We start from the raw sequence: 13780 nt of genomic DNA, 5'->3' as shown, positions 1-13780 counted from the left end.
TTTATGAAAATCTTTTTATCTTTCCTTTTAGATAGTATGAAACAAGAACCACTGAAGATAGGATAAGATAAAAAACTGACTGTTCTTTTAAAAGTAGTACAGGTGAACTGTACCAATTGAACAGGTAGTTGATGCTAAGTAACATCATCATATCAACAGAGTAGATTATTATCAGAATTGTTAATAAAAATGAAACAGACCTTTCTATCTCTTTTTTAAAAAAACCTTCAGCAGACTCACCTAATATCCAGAATATAATTAAATTTAAAAGCAGAACTATAGCATTCAGTTCCATAACTGTAAAGCCTCTTATGTTCAGATACAATCCAATTATTAGAATATAAGTTAAGAACTGAATGATGAGTTGTCCATAGAATTAAAAATATGATGTATCCTCACTTAAGAATAACAGTTACTTCACAGACCCCTTCCCCATTGGCGTTACATCTGCTTTCAAATGCTGAGAGTTTCTTACCAAGATAGTACTCAACTATACCCAATACAAGACCAACCTCAAAAAAACATATCCTTTTACCTATATTATCCATACCTGCACAGGTTATACACTCATCAAGCTGTATAACAAGTTTCTCATCAGAAAACTCAGCAACATTTATAATCCCTATCTTCTCTTTCTTAACAAAATCTGATACATTTGAGAGATATCTGTTTATATCCTGATCGTACAGAACCTTCCCAAGTTCTTTACCAAGTGTTCTACCTGCATTAACAAAAAGTATATTTGCCCCTTTTTCTCCTAAAAGATCAGATGCATATATACTTGTAAAATGTCTGAGTGCTCTGAATATTACTATAGGAATATCTGTTCCAAGTTTGTCCCTTTTAACCTTGGATATTTGCTCCAGTACGTTCTCCATTTATAATAGCCTCCTCCCAGAGTTTAAAATCTTCAGAAAAGTATCTGATCCTCTTCTTTTTGAACTCTTTTGTTGAGTAAAGAATTTTGTAATCACTGATCCCTGTTTCTCTGCTCAACTTTTCAACAAACTCTTCAATCTCCTCTTTAGTTCTTCCGTGTATCATACTGAAAAGGTTATAACTCCAGCGTCCATTGATAGTTCTAAGATAGCAGTGGGATACAGATTTAAATGTTGAAAAGAATTTACCTACATCATCAGCGATCTCCTCTGGCACTTTCCAGACTGTCATACCATTTGCCTTAAAACCTGCCTTTCTGTGGTAAAGTATTGCAGCAAATCTTCTCATCACTCTGTTCTCTTTAAACTGGTTAAGCTTATGGAGTAATGTATAAACGGGTATGCCCAGTTTATCAGCAAATATATGGAAAGGTTTTGGTTCTAAAGGGATATCCTCCTGAGTGATCTTTATAATATTCTTTTCTATCTCATAGAGATTAACATTACCAGCATTGTAACTCTGGTTCATATCTTCAGACCTTTCATCAAGACTGCTGAATGTAAGCTTTACACCTATTTTGTATGTTTTAACAGTTCTCAATATCACATAATCCTCAGCACCAGAAAGATCAGCCAGTATCTCAACGGTCTCATCAAGACCTATCTTACTGTCAGGTGGAACAGCAAGTGTGAACCAGATATTATACTGATCATTTCTTTCGTAGTTATGACTCACTCCAGGATGGGAGTTTATAACAGAGACAGCTTTCTGTATATCTTTTACCTTAAAAGCAACAAGAGAGCTGCTGTATCCCAGAGCTTTTGTGTCGTATATAGGAGATATCTGTCTTATTATCTTTTCCTTTTTTAACTTTTTTATACTCTCTATCACATCATCTTCAGAAGTACCGATCTTTTTTGCTATAGCATTGAAAGGGTTCTCTACTATAGGTATACCTTCCTGAAGTATTGTAAGAAGCTCCTTCTCAAACTCTGTCATAATCTGATCTCCTCTAACTGATTTTCAAACCAGTGGATTTTCTTTCTTAAAGAGACAACATCACCTATGAGGAATATCGCAGGTGGATAGACGGTAACCTTTCCTTCAGCAACCTCTTTCAGTGTGGACTCAATAGATTTCTGTTCTTTTGTAGTACCTTTTTCTATGAATATCACAGGTTCATCCGGATTTCTTCCAGCCTCTATAAGATTCTGGGCTATCTTTTCCCTGTTTGATACGCCCATAAGGAATATTAATGTTCCTATACCTGCCAAGGACTTCCAGTTTATATCAGGAAATTTTCCTTTATGTCCGTGTCCTGTAACAACTGCAAATGATGAGGATATCCCTCTATGGGTAACAGGAACACCTGCATAAGCAGGAACAGCTATAGCTGATGTAATACCCGGTACAACCTCATACTCTATTCCCTGTTCTTCAAGGAATAGAGCTTCCTCACCACCTCTTCCAAAAACAAATGGATCTCCCCCTTTTAACCTGAGAACAATCTTATACTTCTTTACAAAATCCTGGAGTAAAAAATTTATCTTATCCTGCTCCATTATATGCTTCCCATCTTCCTTACCAACATAAACAAGCTCACACTCAGGTTTTGCCATCAGAAGTATCTCAGGATTTATAAGCCTGTCGTAAAGGATGACATCAGCTTTCTGTATCAGCTTGTAGGCCTTTACGGTAAGGAGATCAGGATCACCAGGTCCTGCCCCAACGATATAAACTTTTCCATTCATGATAAAACCCCCTTTATCGGACAATAAAGATGCCCGAAGGTGTAGGAACTGTTATTTCTTTTATTATTCTGAAATTATCTGTATCAAATATTTTCAGCCTGTTTTCAAAATATGAGGATATATAAAGTCTCTTTCCATCTTTTGAAAATCTCAGATGCATTACCCTTTTCCCGGCTTTTATATTTTTGACAGGTTTAAAATCTTTGAGATCAATAACTGTTATATAATCTTCTTTGTCTCCACTGTAGTTAACAACAGCAAATCTTCTGTCAGGAGATACTGATATAAAAACGGGAAGACCTATAAGATCTATAGACTTCTCAACCTTCATACTTTTTATATTTACAACATAGGCTTTTCTCTCACCTACAGATGGTATAATAGCTCTCTCATCCACAATTCCCCACATACCAAAATGAGGGATCTTAAAAACAACCTCCTGATCTTTATCAGATCTGAACTTAACCTTTCTGTATTTGAAGTTTGAAAGATCAAGTATCCCAACACCTTTTTCCTTAAAAAATCCAACTATATACCTGTCACCATCTATAAGGGCATCAAAGGGAAGTTTCCCAACATTATCAATAACGGTCTCAAGCTCAAACCCTTTATCAGCATTTAATACCCATATCTGATCCTTATCCATAAGAGAAAAAACAAGGTATGGATAGTAAACCTTTATACCAACATTCCTTGATCCTGTCTCAACAACTATGTATTTATCAAGATCTTTTGTAAGGATAGTAACCTTTTTAGGATCGTAATGGGCTATAGCTATGTAATCCCCAACAAATGTGAATCCTATACCGCTGTTTCCCGGTTTGATCTTCCTTACAACCCTGTCTGATCTGTTATCAACCTTTGAGAAATAACCGTTCCTGCTTATAACATAACTGTAATCACCATCTGTTTTTACGATGGCATGGTTAAGGTTTCCAAGATCCCTTATCTCACCTTCAAACTTTCCATCCTGTATAACAGCCAGGCTTCCCCTTTCCCTCTCAACAACATAAAGTTTTTCAGCAAAAACTGTGCTGAAAGATATCAGAAAAACCATTATCAGATGTAACATTCTGGATCCTCCGCAAAATAGTTTCCGTATACGGCGTAAGCCCTTGATCTTGAATTACCGTTACATATCTCAAGGTATCTGCAATACTTACATCTTCCCTCTACAGGTCTTGGATGCTGTCTTAACTTACTCAGTATCCCGTTTGAGTTCCATATCTCGTAAAAGTTTTTCTCTTTTATATTTCCAAGTTTTAAGGGAAAGTATGTATCAGGTTTTACAAAACCTCTATAATCTATATCAGCAATTCTCACACCTGCCTGATTTCCACCCCAGATTTTCAAATTCTCATAAAGTATCTCAGCCTTCTCAGGATATCTTTCCTTAAACTTCTCATAAAGGACAACAGCATCAGCCTCATTATTTCCTGTCACAACATCTATCCCTACACCTTTATCTACAAACTCAAAGGATCTCTCAATTATATAATCAACAACCTTTCTATAATCTTCCTTCTCAGCCTGGTTAAGGTTTCTGCCTCTACCTGAATAAACAAGATGTGAGAAGTATATCTTTGGGATTCTTTCATTCAGTGCAAGATCAAATATAAATGGGATTGATCTGTATGTCTGTGATGTTATGGTAAATCTTATCCCTGTTTTTATTCCGCTGTCCCTTACAAGCCTGAGAGCTTCAACTGATCTTTCAAATGCTCCTTCCATACCTCTGAAAGCATCATGTGTCTTCTGATCTCCATCTATACTTATCCCCACATAGGAAAAGCATTCCTTTATACTCTCAATATTTTTTTCATCTATTAAAAGTCCGTTTGTTGATAGTGTGACATTAAAACCGTTTTCCTTAAACAGATTGGCTATATCAAATATATCCTCACGGATTAATGGCTCACCTCCTGAGAGTATAAGAACCTTAACACCTGCCTCTTTAAGATAAGGTATCTGTGACCTTATCTCATCAATAGAAGGCTCTCCAGCTCTGCTGAGATTTGCAGCTGAGTAACAGTGCTGACAGAAAAGGTTACAGGCGTTTGTCAGATTCCATATAAGGATGACCCCGTTAAATGGTCTGATCTTTTTCCCATCTAAACTTTTCCTTATATACTCAGTTATTCTGAGCATCTTTAAACTCCATCATATAACTGACCACAGCCTCAAGCTCCCACTCTGAAAGATTTAACTGGGGCATGGCATTTCTGCTGTAACCTAAAGCTTTATACATTCCCTCTGGATTTAAAATATGTGCAACTATTGTTGATCTGTCACGTCTGTTCACTATCCATCTGAATGATGGGGCAAATGCCTCCTGTGTCTCATGATGACATCCCCAGCATTTTTTAAGAAAAACCTCCCTGCCTAAAAGGACAGGTGCATACTTTCTTGATTTGTTTATAATGTTGTACTTTCCTATAGGGATACTTGCAGGAATATTTTTCAAAAGGTCCAGTGTTATACTGTCGTATATAAGAAGGTTTCCATCCCTATTATAAAGGCTTACATAGGCGTATTTTCCATCACCGGAAAACTCTGTGTGTATAACCCTTTTTCCTTTAAATGTTTCTATGCTTTTTACTGAGTAATCTGTCTTATCTATAAGTATAACTTTATCCTTACCGTTGTCTGTCCAGAGATAAGGAGTTGAAGGATGTGTTCTTACAAAAAAGCCGTTTCCCTCTGTATTTACCTTTTTTACAAACTTCCAGTTATACATCTGCCATACAGTAACATAAGGCATTATCATATGAGGTGTGGCAAAATAAAACTTCCCATCTCTGTACCAGTAAGTTGCTGAAGCAAGATGTGGCATACCTTCTATAGGGTAGTTAAAAACCTCTTTTTCCTTCCTTATGTCGTAAACAGAGAGAACAGTTCCTTTCCTTGAAGTGCCTATAATAAATCTCTCAAAAGGATCTATAAAAAAATCCTCGTAAGGCTCTTTTATCTTCAGGTAAGATATCTTGAAATTTTTTGTATCAAGAAAACCTATAACAGGTCTGTTTTTGAAACTGAAAACAGCCTTATCCTCCGAGTAGAGCTCATAAATAGCAGATATAAGACCATCCTGTTTTATATATCTGACAGGACTGAAAGTTTCACCGTCAAGCACAACTATTCCTTCAGGAAGCCAGCAGGAAACAAGGATGTACTTACCTGTTCTATCAAGAGATATATTTCTCAGGTAAACACAGGCTCTTACCTTACCGTAAAATCTTCCTTTATCTATATCATATCTGCCTATCCAACCGTCCCTTGATGGAACATAAACTGACCAGCCTGACGGGGAAAATTTCAGCCCACCGTGAACATTTTTGAAATCAAACTTATCAAGTATCTGTAAACCTTCCATAATCCATACTTTATTTTTTCCCCTTTCAACAACAGCAACGATATTTTTTATATCTCTGATCTTAAGATCCTTACCTTTTTTGTCTGAATTTAATGTTATACTTTTTTTGATTTTATCTATATCCCAGCTTATATTTGCTGGTTTTTTTATGTATGTTATAATCTGTTTTATCTCTTTTTCCGAAAGATGAGAAAAGGCTGGCATCTGAGATGCAGGGAGACCATTTTTAATTATATTGAATAATTTTTTTTCAGAGTAACGTTTTAAAAATAAAGAAAAAAGAGGAGGGGCTACTTTACCAGCCCTGTCTTCCCCATGGCAAGAGGCACAGTGAGTCTGGTAAAGTAGTTGCCCTTCTCCTACTTCCTGAGGGTAGGAGGTAGCTACGACCGATAAACCAAACAGCAGCAGCAGCAACCATCTTCTCATTATTAGTAAATATCCTTCATTGTATTTGTCACGTTAAACTTACCTGTTGGTGTTCTTACCCAGTCTCCTGTAATCTCTTTCTTCAGCTTTAATGTTTTTGCATCATAAACGAGTATAGCCGTTGGATAGTCCTTTTTACCCCATACTGAGATCCAGAACTCTGATCCGTCTTCATTGAACTCTTCATGAACAGCTCTAACATTTTTGTATTTTGAAGGTATTTTCAGTGTTTTTACAAGCTTAAATGTAACTTTGTCGAAAACAAATATACTTCTCTTAAGTTCTGGGTCTGGGTTTAAAGGTCTGTCAGCTAAGAGATACTTTGAGTTTGGATGTGTTTTGATAAACAGGTTTCCACCACCTTCACCTGGGAGGTTAAACCATTTAACAACCTTCCACGCATACTCTGGATGACCTTCTGGATCAGTTCCTATACATGCAACCCTTTTCTCACCGATATGTCCTGTACACCAGATAGGACCATACTTAGGATGATCTATATTTGCTCCTCTTCCAGGGTGTGGTTTTGTTCCAACTTTGATGAGAGCCTCAAGCTCTTTATCCTTAGTATCGATAACGACAATAGTATTTCTCATGTTCGCAGCAACAAGGAAGTATCTCTTAGAAAGATCCCATCCACCATCGTGAAGATATCTTTCAGCATCAATCATATCTATCTTTACAGTTCCTTTATCAACTTTTGAGTAGTCTACAAGCCAGACCTGACCAGCTTCTTTAATATTCAGAACCCAGATAGGATCGTAATGAGAAGAAACGATTGATGCAACACGTGCCTCTCTAACAAATTCCTGAGTATCATAGTAGTAAGAGCTTGTTGAAACTATCTTCTTTGGTTCAAGTGTTTCACCATCAACAACAACAAATGATGGAGGCCAGTAACATCCAATAACAGCATATTTATCTTCGTAACCATGATACTTACTTGTGTCTATAGATCTTGCATCATAGCAAGTTTTAACCTCTGCCACTTTGTCAGGCTTTTTGAGCCAGAGGTCTATGACGGTAGCCTTTCCATCTCTACCTATTGAGTACATATATCTTCCTGAAGCGGAAGATCTTAAGATATGAACAGCAAACCCTGTATCTACAATATTTACAAGTTTCTTTGTATCACCATCAACTATAGCAACCTTACCTACGTCCCTTAATATAACACCAAAGAAGTTCTTCCAGTTAAGGTTGTGCTGTGGTCTCTTTGGTCTCTTCTCAGGTGGAATAAATACTTTCCACGATCTTTTCATATCTGCCAGTGACATCTCAGGTGGTGATGGTGGTTCATGCTGGAGAAATCTTGCTAAGAGGTTAATTTCACTCTTTGAAAGAACTCCCTGCTTACCCCAGTCTGGCATACCACCTGGAGTACCATTGTAGATAAAAGCTTCTAAAACTTCAGTGTTGTATCCCTTTTTCTTCAAGGCTTCCGGTGTTAATGCTGGTCCTGTAGCTCCCTTTCTGAGCATTCCGTGACATCCTGCACAGCGGTCAAAGAAGATCTGTGACGCTTTTTTCATCTCTTCTTTAGTCAGTGGCGGCGGTCCTGCATTAGCTGCAGTTACAGCGACTGTAAGGAAAGAAGCCACTGTAGCAGCAGACAGGAAGGTTGTTAGACTCCTTGACACTTTCATGATGTTCCCTCCATTGATATTGATTTATCAGACCTATAAGTAAAAATTTACTTACTCAACAAAAAAGGCGGGTGATCCCCCTTAACCCGCCTTTCAAGGTTTTATTAATACTTGTAGTCAAGCATTAGCCAGTACTTTGTTACATCTTTTGTTCCGTATAAAGATCCAAGAGAGTAGTACCCATTATCAGCATTGTAGAATGCTGCTTTAGCAAGGAAAGAAAGTCTCTTTGTCAGTTTTTTAGCGTAAAGAGCATCTATCTCTGTACCTACACTCTTACCTATTCCACCTACACTTTTGTCTGAATCAAATGTTAGGTACGCTACCATTATCTTTCCTATTGTTTTGTTTTTGTAACCTGCAGATATACAGATCTCATTTAATCCACCATCAAAGCCGTTTGCTGCACCTGTTAAAAGAACATCAGACCATCCATCCCATTTGTGGTTTGTAGCAAGTGGTACAGAGAATCCTTTCGCTTTTCCACCTGCGTCACCGAAGTATGTGTACATCACATTACCGAAAAATCCACCTGAAGAAGCACCCACTTTTACTCTGTAATAGTCTGTATCTATCTTTGGTTTTGTTGCAGCATTATCAGTTGTATATGGATCTTTTTGCTGTGCATACTCTGCGAGGTAAGAGATTTTCGCAGCTCCAAGATCAACTTTACCTGAAGCTTTTACTCCATAAGTGTTATGAACATCAGTTATAAGATAAGCAAAACCTTTAAGTCTTAGTTGTGGAGATACTGTGTAATTAACATCAAATATTAATGGCATTTTATCTAATTTCCAGTCCATATTGAACTTATCAAGAATACCTTTTCTCTCGTATATTCCAGCTACAAGTACATTAAGATTTGGAATTGTGTTATCAGCTATAGCAAGTACACCAAAAGATTGTGGCATCTGTCTCCAGTTAACAGTTCCTATAAATCTGTGATCATCAATGGCTACATATTTTCTACCAGCTATAAATGTTGTCTTTCCTACTGTGTAAGATATAAACGCCTGTGTAATTCTTGTATTTGGAGGATCGGCAACTTTTTCATAACCGGATTTCTGTGGATCGTAATCATCAATAAATGCTCCTACATCAATAGCTTCAATCTGACCTTTTAATCCAGGAACTCCTAAAACAGATCCGATTTTTACACCTATCTTTGTTCTTAATGTTAAAGCACTTGCAGCATCATTAGTACTTCCACTAACATCCACATACTCATATCTTGGTCTGAACTCAAGATATGGTTTTACATCATCAATAAATGCACTTTGTGCTGAAACATCTGAAACAGCCCCCTGCCCCAATATAAAACCTTCCATCATAAGCAGCGACGCAAGGGCAAGTTTTAACTTTCTCTTACTCATAACCCTACCTCCATTGGATTTTCAAAAATCTCAAAATATCTCTTTTTAAAATCCCCTTTTGATGAAAAATAGTCATTGATTTGTATCAATTTAAGAATGACTTGGATAGTTTTAGTAGAATTTGTATCTTGTATTTTAATTTTTATAATTTGGTCCCCTCCATTTCCTGCAGGCATAATTATCCTTCTAAAAAATTTTTAATTTTTACTTTATATACGCCTTTATATGTCCTTTATAAACTATAGCTTCAGCTTTTACATCATCCCTTTCGAGTATTTCCGGTACTTCCTGTTCCTTTTGAACTCTTTCAAACTCATTTATCGCCTTCTGGAGCTCTTCCTCACTGTAAGCAAATGACATCTCAGCAGAAACTACATGGGGAATATCCTGTATAGCTCTTAATTTGAAAGTTTCTTCGTAAACATCTTCACCTTCAATAGTTACAATAATTCTTCCTTTTTCATCATAAAAATGAATATCACACAGTCCACTTTCCTCTAAACTTTTCAGAACATCCTGAATATGTTCCGGCTTTGTCATAACAACGATACTTGATATATTCATAGCTACCTCCTCCAAAAAAATAGTTTTCCATCATCACAGCCAACAATGAGACTGTTCTCATCTAAAAATAGAATAACACTTACCGTGTATTTATGTCCTGTAAGCATATCCACCCTGCTTCCCGTATCAACATTCACAACAGCAACATCATTTTTATCATTGTAAAGATATGCCAGATATTTTGCCGATGGGCTAAGACCAAGTCCAAAAACCAGGAACTGACCATCAAATCTTTTCCCTTTTCCTGTCTCCAGATCGTAAACTGCCACCCTTCTATCTCTTCCACCTGAGGCAACTCTACCGTTTCTGAAATCAACATTGAAAAGTCTATCAACATTTATACCTGTAAGATCTTTAACGAGATCTCCTGTTTTTACATCTGCTATATGGACATCTCCAGACTCATCACCCACAGCTACCAGTGTTTTATCTTCATTTATCTCCATATCTGAAAAAGTAGACATACCTACGGATTTTCTGTAATGAATCTTTTTATCATCCAGGGATATCAGTAATATCTCGTCGCCTGTTGTTGCAACTACCACGTTATTTTTATCTACAAATCTAACCTTTGTCATAGAGATCCTTCTCTTTCCGGGAATAATAGTATGGATCCTACCATCATTTACAGTTATAAACTTCAACTCTCTTGTACCATCGAAACCTTCGACAACAGCAATAATATTTCCATTTCTGCAAATATCTATTGAGAAAACCTTTGGTTTAAGTTTCTCTCCAAAATAATTCTCTATCTCGGGAAGTTCTATTACATTGAGAACCTTTTTTTCTTCTAGATCAAGAACATATATCTTTCCAAGCTCAACAGATACATAAAGCTTACCGTCTTTCAGTCTTATCTCTGTAATTGCACTTTTCAGATCAACTATATCAGTATTTTTAAAAACTTTTCCGTAAGCTATGCTAACAAAGAATAAAAGGAGAACAAATGTTCTAATCATATCCCTCTCCCGAAGGAATATCTACACTTATCGCAGATACAGGACATACAGATACACAAAAACCGCAACCTGTACATCTATCTGGAATTATCTGTGGATTAAATAAACCTTCAAACTTTATAGCATTATCCAGACAGGGCTCTTTACAGGAAAAACACATCGTTTTTTTCCAGGCAACACATTTATTAATATCTATCCTTATATTAACCTGAATATTTTTCTCACCATTTTCAACTGAGAGAATGCCCTCTGGACAGCTTTCAGCACATTTTTCACAGAAAGTACATCCCCTATCACCAAATACAATATGGGGAATACCTTCTTCCGTTCTTTTGATAATATCCTCCTCACATGAGGTTACACAGAAACCTTCACAATCTTTACACAGAGAGAAATCTGCTTCTTTAACAGTATAAGGAGGTTTTATAAATACAGGTGTATATTCCTCTTCATTTTTCTCTGATCCTTCAACTATCTCATCAACAATAGCTGCTGGGAAAAAAGGAAGGGTTTTTAAAAAACCCCTCCTGTCAACTTTCTTTTCCATAATTAATTACTTCACACCTTCAAGAAGGTTTTTGTAAAGTTTTGTTCTATTCTTAGTAGAAGGATCTCTGTAATCAGGCTTAAACGTATTTTGAACGAGTGGCTTTGTTTTTGCCTGTGGAACGTGACACTGTGAGCAGTTAAATCTTGCTGGATCAAGATCTTTTAACTTAACAATCTTTCCTTCCGGAAGTCTGAAGAAGTCTATGAAGTGTGTTGGAGAGATAGGTGTAGCACCAACATCTTTGGCCACTTCTGGCATATGACATCCTAGACATGCGTTGTTATCCTTTGTTATAGGAAGTAGACCTTCAACACTGTGAGGAATTAATGGAGGTGCATTTTCATAAGCTCTTGTAAAACGCTTGGCTTTTCCTGGTGGTTCTTTTGGAAACTCAACAGCTGGTGGTACTGCAGTTGCTGTTAAAGGAACATTTCTATAACTTAGATCTTCCGATGATAGAGCTTTCTCACTTGCTGTTGCACATGCGAATATAGAAACCCCTACAATAGGAACTAACATTAGCATCCCTAATTTTTTCTTAATCATTTTTACCTTCCTCCTTTTTACCTTGTGGTTTGTATCTAAAACCAAAATTTAGAGCATCGTCATTACAGACCTCTATACATCTGGCACAGTTTATACACTCACCAGATGTAACAAAAACACTTTCCTTACCTATCATGTGAAGCACCTGCTTTTCAGGACACACATTCTTACAGTTCAGACAGAGAGTACACTTATCAGCATCATGTTTTACCCTTATGGCACTGGGTTTTGTAATCAGTGAATAAAATCCACCTAATGGGCATATATGACCACACCATCCATTCTTTGTAACAAAAAGATCAAATAGGAATACAGCTAAAACAGCTGCCCATCCCATTCCCATTCCAAATATCAGTCCTCTGTGAAGCATCGATATGGGGCTTACAAACTCAAACGCTGGAACGGCTATCAGTGCTGATAGTACCAGACTTATTCCAAGAATCCAGTATCTCAGCTTTCTGCTTATTCTGAGCTGCCATTCTTCCCTGTGAAGACCTGTTTTCACCCTTATCCAGTTCGCAAGATCCGTAACCATATTTATAGGACATACCCAGCTACAGAAAGCTCTTCCACCTATCAGTCCATAGAAAATAATAACTATAGCAGCACCTATGAGAACATCTGTGCCAACAATAACGCCTGCAGCAAACATCTGTAGGGTGGCATAAGGGTCAGCCATAGGTATGACATCAAAGATCTTCGAAGCACTCAGGTTTCCTTGAAGTATCTTCCAGCCGTATACATTTCCTGCTATATACAGGGAGATAATACTCAACTGAACCACCCTTCTTGCTATTAGGTATCTATGTTTATACAAAAATCCTGCCTCTTTCTTATCTTCTTTACTCTTCATCTAATAAGTCCTCTATGTTCAGATATTCTTCAGGTGAAAGTTTACTTCTCTCAGTTCTGGTAGTTTCTATTCCCTTAGCTCCTTTCAATCTCTCCTCATCTTTCTTTTCCCAGCCTTTTATGTAGTGTTTACCGACCTTACCTAATGCAATCTCTCTGGGCAGTACGTATATGGCAGCCTTTTCTGTAACACATGCCTTCTCACATAGGCCGCAACCTGTACATACATCACTGTAAACAACAGGTAACAGGAATGCGTGTTTTCCTGTACGTGGATTTCTTCTGTACTCTAGCTTTATAGCCTCATCGATCAAAGGACAGGCTCTGTAGCAGGCATCACACTGGATTCCCCAGAATGCTATACAGTGTTCTTCATCTACAACCGCAACTCCCATTCGTGCCTTGTTTATATCCAGAACTTTTTTCCCATTTTTTATAGAGGAAACAGAATCAACATCTAGAGCTCCTGTAGGACATACAGGAACACAGGGGATATCTTCACACATATAACAGGGTATCTCCCTGGGAATAAAGTAAGGGGTGCCTATAGGTTTATGATCACCTGGTGATGCCAGTCTCAGCGTTGCTGTGCTTTTGGTTCTATCAGGATTGGAATCCCTGTTTTTACAGGCCTCTACACATAATCCACATTTTATACAGGTTTTTAAAAAATCCTCTTCTTTAAGAGCACCTGGAGGACGCAGTACAAGAGGATCAGTTTTAGCCTCACTAACATAGGCACCCCAAACAGTCCCCCCGAGGATAGAGAGACCTATCCCCTGGAGGGTCTTTATGAAGAACTTTCTTCTTTCCTTATTCACATTGCTGTCAGTTTTATTGTTTTCACTCATCTTTATT

At 37.3% G+C, this 13780-nt stretch carries 16 protein-coding genes; all 16 read right to left on the bottom strand.

What is annotated here, in order from left to right; genetic code table 11:
- Window position 1 precedes the first annotated feature (1 nt).
- The 16 genes from PERMA_RS01555 to napG all read right to left on the bottom strand — a co-directional run bounded on the left by PERMA_RS01555 (window position 2) and on the right by napG (window position 13773).
- The gene (locus tag PERMA_RS01555; RefSeq protein ID WP_012675726.1) at window positions 2-295 is read right to left on the bottom strand and encodes a hypothetical protein; all 294 of its coding nucleotides are present in this window, start codon (window positions 293-295) and stop codon (window positions 2-4) included.
- A gap of 100 nt (window positions 296-395) precedes the next feature.
- Window positions 396-878 (bottom strand): V4R domain-containing protein, encoded by a 483-nt coding sequence (locus PERMA_RS01550; protein WP_012676909.1) that lies wholly within the window; start codon window positions 876-878, stop codon window positions 396-398.
- Window positions 844-1878: a siroheme decarboxylase subunit alpha gene (gene ahbA / locus PERMA_RS01545; protein WP_012676522.1), complete on the bottom strand. Its 1035-nt coding sequence runs from the start codon at window positions 1876-1878 to the stop codon at window positions 844-846. Before ahbA ends, PERMA_RS01550 begins: the two co-directional genes overlap by 35 nt.
- Window positions 1875-2630, bottom strand: a complete 756-nt coding sequence (cobA, locus tag PERMA_RS01540; RefSeq protein WP_012676540.1) for a uroporphyrinogen-III C-methyltransferase — start codon at window positions 2628-2630, stop codon at window positions 1875-1877. The genes ahbA and cobA overlap by 4 nt, the downstream gene beginning before the upstream one ends.
- Window positions 2631-2643: 13 nt before the next feature.
- Entirely contained in the window at window positions 2644-3702 is a 1059-nt protein-coding gene (locus tag PERMA_RS01535; RefSeq protein ID WP_012675245.1) for a cytochrome D1 domain-containing protein, read from the bottom strand.
- Window positions 3690-4778 carry a radical SAM/SPASM domain-containing protein gene (locus PERMA_RS01530; protein WP_012676367.1) on the bottom strand — a complete coding sequence of 363 codons (1089 nt, stop codon included), beginning with the start codon at window positions 4776-4778 and terminating at the stop codon, window positions 3690-3692. Before PERMA_RS01530 ends, PERMA_RS01535 begins: the two co-directional genes overlap by 13 nt.
- Window positions 4762-6432 carry a cytochrome D1 domain-containing protein gene (locus PERMA_RS01525; protein ID WP_012675226.1) on the bottom strand — a complete coding sequence of 557 codons (1671 nt, stop codon included), beginning with the start codon at window positions 6430-6432 and terminating at the stop codon, window positions 4762-4764. The genes PERMA_RS01530 and PERMA_RS01525 overlap by 17 nt, the downstream gene beginning before the upstream one ends.
- Before the next feature lie 2 nt (window positions 6433-6434).
- Window positions 6435-8078 carry a nitrite reductase gene (locus tag PERMA_RS01520; RefSeq protein WP_012676432.1) on the bottom strand — a complete coding sequence of 548 codons (1644 nt, stop codon included), beginning with the start codon at window positions 8076-8078 and terminating at the stop codon, window positions 6435-6437.
- Window positions 8079-8182: 104 nt separating this feature from the next.
- Window positions 8183-9451: a hypothetical protein gene (locus PERMA_RS01515; protein WP_012676823.1), complete on the bottom strand. Its 1269-nt coding sequence runs from the start codon at window positions 9449-9451 to the stop codon at window positions 8183-8185.
- Window positions 9448-9627 carry a hypothetical protein gene (locus PERMA_RS01510; protein WP_041530855.1) on the bottom strand — a complete coding sequence of 60 codons (180 nt, stop codon included), beginning with the start codon at window positions 9625-9627 and terminating at the stop codon, window positions 9448-9450. The genes PERMA_RS01515 and PERMA_RS01510 overlap by 4 nt, the downstream gene beginning before the upstream one ends.
- A gap of 28 nt (window positions 9628-9655) precedes the next feature.
- Complete coding sequence (locus tag PERMA_RS01505) at window positions 9656-10015, bottom strand: chaperone NapD (RefSeq protein WP_012676700.1); 360 nt, start codon at window positions 10013-10015, stop codon at window positions 9656-9658.
- A 2-nt stretch (window positions 10016-10017) separates the two neighbouring features.
- Complete coding sequence (locus tag PERMA_RS01500; protein ID WP_012675574.1) at window positions 10018-10974, bottom strand: WD40 repeat domain-containing protein; 957 nt, start codon at window positions 10972-10974, stop codon at window positions 10018-10020.
- Window positions 10967-11521, bottom strand: a complete 555-nt coding sequence (locus PERMA_RS01495; RefSeq protein WP_012676488.1) for a ferredoxin-type protein NapF — start codon at window positions 11519-11521, stop codon at window positions 10967-10969. The genes PERMA_RS01500 and PERMA_RS01495 overlap by 8 nt, the downstream gene beginning before the upstream one ends.
- 6 nt (window positions 11522-11527) lie before the next feature.
- Window positions 11528-12070: a nitrate reductase cytochrome c-type subunit gene (locus PERMA_RS01490; RefSeq protein ID WP_012676366.1), complete on the bottom strand. Its 543-nt coding sequence runs from the start codon at window positions 12068-12070 to the stop codon at window positions 11528-11530.
- Window positions 12063-12923 (bottom strand): quinol dehydrogenase ferredoxin subunit NapH, encoded by an 861-nt coding sequence (gene napH / locus PERMA_RS01485; RefSeq protein ID WP_012675431.1) that lies wholly within the window; start codon window positions 12921-12923, stop codon window positions 12063-12065. Before napH ends, PERMA_RS01490 begins: the two co-directional genes overlap by 8 nt.
- Window positions 12913-13773 carry a ferredoxin-type protein NapG gene (napG, locus tag PERMA_RS01480; protein WP_012676233.1) on the bottom strand — a complete coding sequence of 287 codons (861 nt, stop codon included), beginning with the start codon at window positions 13771-13773 and terminating at the stop codon, window positions 12913-12915. Before napG ends, napH begins: the two co-directional genes overlap by 11 nt.
- Window positions 13774-13780 lie beyond the last annotated feature (7 nt).

Source organism: Persephonella marina EX-H1, from assembly GCF_000021565.1.
Classification (GTDB): Bacteria; Aquificota; Aquificia; order Aquificales; family Hydrogenothermaceae; genus Persephonella; species Persephonella marina.
Note: the sequence above shows the minus strand (reverse complement) of the source record. Positions and strands in the feature narration are given on the sequence as shown.

Coding starts and splice junctions, on each gene's coding strand:
- napH (WP_012675431.1), bottom strand. CDS start 12,923: ATGAAGAGTAAAGAAGATAAGAAAGAGGCAGGATTTTTGTATAAACAT.
- PERMA_RS01500 (WP_012675574.1), bottom strand. CDS start 10,974: ATGATTAGAACATTTGTTCTCCTTTTATTCTTTGTTAGCATAGCTTAC.
- PERMA_RS01535 (WP_012675245.1), bottom strand. CDS start 3,702: ATGTTACATCTGATAATGGTTTTTCTGATATCTTTCAGCACAGTTTTT.
- PERMA_RS01505 (WP_012676700.1), bottom strand. CDS start 10,015: ATGAATATATCAAGTATCGTTGTTATGACAAAGCCGGAACATATTCAG.
- PERMA_RS01525 (WP_012675226.1), bottom strand. CDS start 6,432: ATGAGAAGATGGTTGCTGCTGCTGCTGTTTGGTTTATCGGTCGTAGCT.
- PERMA_RS01555 (WP_012675726.1), bottom strand. CDS start 295: ATGGAACTGAATGCTATAGTTCTGCTTTTAAATTTAATTATATTCTGG.
- PERMA_RS01550 (WP_012676909.1), bottom strand. CDS start 878: ATGGAGAACGTACTGGAGCAAATATCCAAGGTTAAAAGGGACAAACTT.
- PERMA_RS01520 (WP_012676432.1), bottom strand. CDS start 8,078: ATGAAAGTGTCAAGGAGTCTAACAACCTTCCTGTCTGCTGCTACAGTG.
- napG (WP_012676233.1), bottom strand. CDS start 13,773: ATGAGTGAAAACAATAAAACTGACAGCAATGTGAATAAGGAAAGAAGA.
- PERMA_RS01490 (WP_012676366.1), bottom strand. CDS start 12,070: ATGATTAAGAAAAAATTAGGGATGCTAATGTTAGTTCCTATTGTAGGG.
- PERMA_RS01495 (WP_012676488.1), bottom strand. CDS start 11,521: ATGGAAAAGAAAGTTGACAGGAGGGGTTTTTTAAAAACCCTTCCTTTT.
- PERMA_RS01510 (WP_041530855.1), bottom strand. CDS start 9,627: ATGCCTGCAGGAAATGGAGGGGACCAAATTATAAAAATTAAAATACAA.
- ahbA (WP_012676522.1), bottom strand. CDS start 1,878: ATGACAGAGTTTGAGAAGGAGCTTCTTACAATACTTCAGGAAGGTATA.
- cobA (WP_012676540.1), bottom strand. CDS start 2,630: ATGAATGGAAAAGTTTATATCGTTGGGGCAGGACCTGGTGATCCTGAT.
- PERMA_RS01530 (WP_012676367.1), bottom strand. CDS start 4,778: ATGCTCAGAATAACTGAGTATATAAGGAAAAGTTTAGATGGGAAAAAG.
- PERMA_RS01515 (WP_012676823.1), bottom strand. CDS start 9,451: ATGAGTAAGAGAAAGTTAAAACTTGCCCTTGCGTCGCTGCTTATGATG.